4 protein-coding genes are annotated in these 5,860 nt (G+C 71.0%); 3 read left to right on the plus strand and 1 reads right to left on the minus strand.

The genetic code is table 11. The features are described from left to right. Window positions 1-118: 118 nt before the first annotated feature. The gene (locus tag ACFWR9_RS20950) at window positions 119-1,498 is read left to right on the plus strand and encodes an NAD(P)/FAD-dependent oxidoreductase (RefSeq protein WP_383844263.1); all 1,380 of its coding nucleotides are present in this window, start codon (window positions 119-121) and stop codon (window positions 1,496-1,498) included. A gap of 182 nt (window positions 1,499-1,680) precedes the next feature. Next, complete coding sequence (locus tag ACFWR9_RS20955) at window positions 1,681-3,333, plus strand: SpoIIE family protein phosphatase (protein WP_383844265.1); 1,653 nt, start codon at window positions 1,681-1,683, stop codon at window positions 3,331-3,333. Window positions 3,334-3,366: 33 nt separating this feature from the next. On the opposite strand, the gene ACFWR9_RS20960 is transcribed toward ACFWR9_RS20955, so the two are convergent. Continuing rightward, window positions 3,367-4,644, minus strand: a complete 1,278-nt coding sequence (locus ACFWR9_RS20960) for an MFS transporter (protein ID WP_383844272.1) — start codon at window positions 4,642-4,644, stop codon at window positions 3,367-3,369. Window positions 4,645-4,781: 137 nt separating this feature from the next. On the opposite strand from ACFWR9_RS20960, the gene ACFWR9_RS20965 reads away from it, so the two are divergent. Then, window positions 4,782-5,330: a MarR family winged helix-turn-helix transcriptional regulator gene (locus tag ACFWR9_RS20965; RefSeq protein ID WP_125495612.1), complete on the plus strand. Its 549-nt coding sequence runs from the start codon at window positions 4,782-4,784 to the stop codon at window positions 5,328-5,330. Window positions 5,331-5,860 lie beyond the last annotated feature (530 nt).

Genomic DNA, 5,860 nt, shown 5'->3' on the forward strand with positions numbered 1-5,860 from the left:
GTCCCGGGGCGCGCCCCCCCCCCCCGCGGGCCCCCCCGCCCCGGTCGCGCCTCCGCGATCTCCGGTCACACAAATCGACGAGCCTGTGGACAAACGCAAGCGCCGGGTGCGTCATGGGATGGTGAAGGAACGTGCGCGCATTCTCGTTGTCGGCGGTGGCTACGTCGGGATGTACACGGCCCTGCGTCTGCAGCGGAACCTCAGGGGTGAACTCCGGCGGGGCGAAGCAGAGATCACGGTCGTCACACCCGACCCCTACATGACGTACCAACCCTTTCTGCCCGAGGCGGCGGCCGGCTCCATCTCCCCGCGGCACGTCGTCGTGCCCCTGCGCCGCCTCCTCGGCCAGTGCCGCGTCGTCATCGGCGAGGCCCGGTCCATCGACCACACGACACGCACCGCCACCATCACCACCCTCGCCACCGACGAGGAGGGCACCGGCGCCCGCCGGCTGACCTACGACGAACTCGTCCTCGCGCCCGGCTCGGTCTCCCGCACCCTGCCCGTCCCCGGCCTCGCCGACCACGGCGTCGGCTTCAAGACCGTCGAGGAGGCCATCGGCCTGCGCAACCACGTCCTCGAACAGATGGACATCGCCTCCTCCACCCGCGACCCCGCCATCCGCGACGCCGCCCTCACCTTCGTGTTCGTCGGCGGCGGCTACGCGGGCGTGGAGGCCCTGGGCGAGCTGGAGGACATGGCCCGCTACGCCGCGCGGTACTACCACAACGTCACCCCCGAGGACATGAAGTGGATCCTCGTCGAGGCATCGGGCCGCATCCTGCCCGAGGTCGGCGAGGACCTGGGCCGCTACACGGTCACCGAACTGCGCCGCCGCAACATCGACGTACGCCTGGACACCCGCCTGGACTCCTGCGCCGACCGCGTCGCCGTCCTCAGCGACGGCTCCCGCTTCCCCACCCGTACGGTCGTCTGGACGGCCGGCGTCAAGCCGCACCCGATCCTCGCATCCACCGACCTGCCCCTCGACGACCGCGGCCGGCTCACCTGCACCGCCCACCTGTCGGTCGACGGCGCCCCGCACGCGTGGGCCGCGGGAGACGCCGCCGCCGTCCCCGACACCACCTCCGCCGAACCGGGCCGGGAGTGCGCCCCCAACGCCCAGCACGCCGTCCGCCAGGCCAAGGTCCTCGCCGACAACGTCACGCACACCCTGCGCGGCGAGCCCCTCGACACGTACGCGCACAAGTACGCCGGCTCCGTCGCCTCCCTCGGCTTCCACAAGGGCGTCGCGCACGTCTACGGGCGCAAGCTGAAGGGCTACCCCGCGTGGTTCATGCACCGCGCGTACCACCTCAGCCGCGTCCCCACCGTCAACCGCAAGGCGCGCGTGCTGGCCGAATGGGCCATCGCCGGACTCTTCAAACGGGAGATCGTCTCCCTGGGTTCACTCGAACACCCGCGAGCGGAGTTCGAACTCGCGGCCGGTGGAAAGCCTTCCCAGGAACCACCGCACAACCCGAAGGGGTCGTCCTGACCGGACTCCGGAACTCCCCCGCCCACTGAGGCGTCTGACGGATGTCGGCCCGGCCGGCACCCTGCCAGACTGGTCCACCACCGCGGGCGCGCCGCCGCTCGCCCCGCGCGGCCCCTGGGGCCCCGGCCGGTCCCGGCCCGTCCCGGTCTCCGGCCGCCGACAACTACACGAGGCAAGGATTCGTGAACCTCACGCGCTGGAGCGCCCGACTCCCCGGAACGCAGCGCCGCGCCGCAGCGCGGACCGACACGACGGTCTCCCCGGACCGGCGGGGAGAGGGCTCCGTACCCGCCGCCCGCGTCGAGCAGCTGACCGACGAGGCCCCGCCCGTCCCCGCAGTCGACGACCTACCTGTGCGCGACGTCCTCGACCGCGTCCCGGCCCTCGTCGCCCTCGTGTACGGCCCCGACCACCGCCTCGCCTACGTCAACGACGCCTATGTCGCCGCCTTCGGCATGCGCGACCTTGGCGAACGCGCCCGTGAAGCCCTCCCCGAGCTGGACGAACCGGGCCTCTTCCCGCTCCTGGACCAGGTCCAGCGCAGCGGCAGGCCCCGCACCCTCAAGTCCCGCAAGGCCCCCGACGGCCGCTCCTACACCTTCACCTGCACCCCGGTCACCGAGGGCGACCACGGCGGCGGCGACCGCGGTGTTCTGGTATTCGCGACCGACGTCACCGACCACGCCGAGGCCGCGGCCCGCCTCCGCGCGAGCGAACGCCGCCAGCGCGAAACCGCCGTCACCCTCCAGCGCTCCCTGCTCCCACAGGAACTGGAAGAGCCCGACGACCTGCGCGTCGCCGCCACCTACCACCCCGGGGGCACCGAGGCCGCGGTCGGCGGCGACTGGTACGACGTGATCACCCTCGGCGGCGGCCGCACCGCCCTGGTCATCGGCGACGTCATGGGCAGAGGCGTCCGCGCGGCGGCCGTCATGGGCCAGCTCCGTACGGCGGTCAGGGCCTACGCCCGCCTCGACCTGCCCCCGCACGAGGTGCTCCAGCTCCTCGACGGCCTCGCCACCGAGATCGACGCCAACCAGATCGCCACCTGCGTCTACGCCATCCACGACCCGAACGAGGGCCGGCTGGTCCACGCGTCCGCCGGGCACCTGCCCATCCTGGTCCGCGACGAGCACGGCACCGTCCAGCGCGCCGACGAGCCCACCGGCCCCCCGCTCGGCACCGGCGGCTGGGTGCACACGTCCGGCTCGATCTCCCTGACCCCAGGCTCCACCGCCGTCCTCTACACCGACGGCCTGGTGGAACGCCGCGACGAGGACCTGGACGAGGGCATCGCCGCCCTGGAGCGCGCCCTGTCCGGCGCGACCGGCACCCCGCAGGTGATCTGCGACCGCCTGGTCCGCTCCGCGGGCGTCACCCCGGACCACGACGACGACGTCGCCGTCCTGGTCCTCCAGCACCCCGCGCGCACGGGCGCCGACGCCGAACTGTTCCGCAACGCCGCGCTCGAACTGCTCGGCGGCGTGGAAGCGGCCCCACGCGCGCGTGCCTTCGCCTCCGGCGTCCTGACCAGCTGGCGCTTCCCCACCGACCTGCACGACCTGGGCGTCCTGGCCACCAGCGAACTGGTCGCCAACTCCCTCCAGCACGGCACCCCGCCCATGCGGCTGCGCCTGCGCCGCACCGACCGCCGCCTGATCATCGAGGTCACCGACGGCGACGACCACCTGCCCAGGCGCCGCCGCGCGGAGCCCGGGGACGAGTCCGGCCGGGGCATCGCCATCGTCGCGACCATCGCCACCAACTGGGGGTCCCGGCGCACACCCGGCGGCGGCAAGGCCGTCTGGTGCGAGTTCGTCCTGCCGAAGCCGTGACGGACCGGGGCCCGCCACGGCTTCACGCAGGGCTCATGCCTCCGCGGCCGCCACCGCGTCCGCGGGCGCCCGGCCCTGCGTGACCACCCGGCTCCGAGCCAGCGACGGCTGATTCTGTACGTCCGTCAGCTGCCGTCCCAACCGCACCGCCAGCACCGTGATGCCCAGCGAGAACAACAGGAACGCCACGATGTACGGCGCGTGCAGCGAGGCCCCGAGCGGCCCGCCGACCGCCGGCCCGATCGCCAGCGCGAGCTGCTTCACCAGGGCGAAGGCGGAGTTGTACTGCCCGGCCAGACCGGTCGGCGCCAGGTCCGCCACCAGCGGCGCCAGCGTCGGCGACAGCATCGCCTCACCCAGCCCGAACAACGCGTACGTCGAGATGAACGCGGCCGTCGCCATCGTCTGGCTGCCGTGCCCGAGCCCGGCGTACCCGGCCACGGCCCACGCCACGGCCCAGATCAGACCCACGGAGGCGATCACGCGCGACCGCTTCCGCCGCTCCACGAACTTCAGCACCGCGAACTGCGCGATCACGATCACCAGCGTGTTCGCGGCCAGCGCCGTCCCCAGCGCGGACGTGGTGATTCCGGCGGCCTCGACGCCGTACGCGCTCAGCCCCGACTCGAACTGTCCGTAGCAGGCGAAGAACAGCACGAAGCCCAGCACGCACAGCTGCACCATCGCGCGGTTGCCCAGCAGCTGCTTCCAGCTGCCCCCGGAAGCCTGCCCCGGAACGCCCTCCACGCGCGGGGCGCGCGGCGACCGTACGGTGGCCATCACCGCGACCAGCACCAGGAACATGGCCGCCTCGATCGCGAACAGCAGCGTGAAGGACGAGGCGCTGGTGGCGTCGACCAGGTGACCGCCGATGAGTCCGCCGACGCCGAGCCCCAGGTTCTGCAGGAAGAACTGCATGGCGAACGCCCGCGACCGGGTCTCCGTCGTGGAGCAGTCCACGATCATCGTCGCGAGCGCCGGCTGCATGACGGCCTGCCCCGCGCCCAGCGCGGCGGCGGACAGCAGCACGGTGGCAGCCGAGGCCGAAAGCCCGAGGCTCAGCGCACCGAGTGCGGCGGTGACCAGGGCGACGAGCAGTACCGGCAGCGGGCCCCGCCGGACGATGGCCCGCCCGGCGAACGGCAGCACGATCAGCGCGGCCACGGCGAAGACGGCGAGCACGAGACCCGCCGTCATGGAGCCGAGCCCCCGGACCTGCGCCACATAGACGTACAGGTAGGGGACGGTGAAGCCGAGTCCGAACGCGCTGAGTGCGTTGCCCACGTGAATCCGGCGCATCGCGGCGCCCATTGCCCTGGTCACGTTCACCCTCTCTTGGGTTGATCGCTGCAGCCGTTAGAGCTGAAGACTTAGAAGCTAAAGTTCGAAGGTAAAGAGTACATAGTGAAGGACTTCAAGGCAAAGGAGCGTCGTGCCATACTGCGGACATGGGCGACACCTCCGGCGCCGGCGAACCGCCACTCGAAGAACAGATCGCCGCCTACCAGCGCGAGTTCCAGGGCCTCGACCCCCAGGTCGAGAAGATCGTCTCGGCGCTGTCCCGCCTCAACCGCCGCATGAACGTCGCGTACGGGAGGCAGACCGCCGAGCTGGGCATCAGCAACACCGACTGGGAAGTACTCAAGGCGCTGGTCCTCTCCGGCGCCCCCTACCGACTGGGCCCCGGCGACCTCGCCAAGCGCCTCGGCCTGACCCCCGCGGCGATGACCCACCGCATCGACCGCATGGTGACGGAAGGGCTGGTGACCCGGGAGCGCGACGAGTCGAACCGGGTCCGGGTCATCGTGGAGCTGACGTCGGAGGGGCGCGAGAAGTGGCTGGAGGCCATGCGGCTCGCCTCGGTCTTCGAGGAGGACCTGCTCCAGGACCTCTCCCCGGACGACCGGACCGCGCTCGGCGAGGTGCTCACCCGCCTCCTGCGCAGGGTCGAGCACGCTCAGCCCGACGCGGGCGGCAGGCTCAGCGACCTCGAATAAAGATCTTGACAGGGATGCTTGACAGCCCCCTACGGGATCCGTACAGTTCTTCGGGTTGCCACGGCACCGAAACGGTTCTGCGGTAGCACCTCCGCCGCAGCAGCGGCACCCAAACCACCAGCACGAGCCCCCAGTGGGAATGACTTCGGCATGTCCGAATTCAATTCCGATTGGCACTCGACGGCCCGGTAGACCCCGATTGGGAATCACCGAGACGGTCCGCTAGTGTTTGAGACGTCGGAACGGCCCGAGGGCCGGGAAGACAACCCCCCTCTGACGGGGAATCAGAGCCGAAAGGATCTGATAGAGTCGGAACCGCCGGAAAGGGAAACGCGAAAGCGGGAACCTGGAAAGCACTGAGGAAATCGGATCGGAAAGATCTGATAGAGTCGGAAACGCAAGACCGAAGGGAAGCGCCCGGAGGAAAGCCCGAGAGGGTGAGTACAAAGGAAGCGTCCGTTCCTTGAGAACTCAACAGCGTGCCAAAAGTCAACGCCAGATATGTTGATACCCCGACCTGATCGGTTCTT

This window comes from Streptomyces sp. NPDC058534, from assembly GCF_042717365.1.
Lineage (GTDB): Bacteria > Actinomycetota > Actinomycetes > Streptomycetales > Streptomycetaceae > Streptomyces.

Coding starts and splice junctions, on each gene's coding strand:
- ACFWR9_RS20965 (WP_125495612.1), top strand. CDS start 4,782: ATGGGCGACACCTCCGGCGCCGGCGAACCGCCACTCGAAGAACAGATC.
- ACFWR9_RS20950 (WP_383844263.1), top strand. CDS start 119: ATGGTGAAGGAACGTGCGCGCATTCTCGTTGTCGGCGGTGGCTACGTC.
- ACFWR9_RS20960 (WP_383844272.1), bottom strand. CDS start 4,644: ATGGGCGCCGCGATGCGCCGGATTCACGTGGGCAACGCACTCAGCGCG.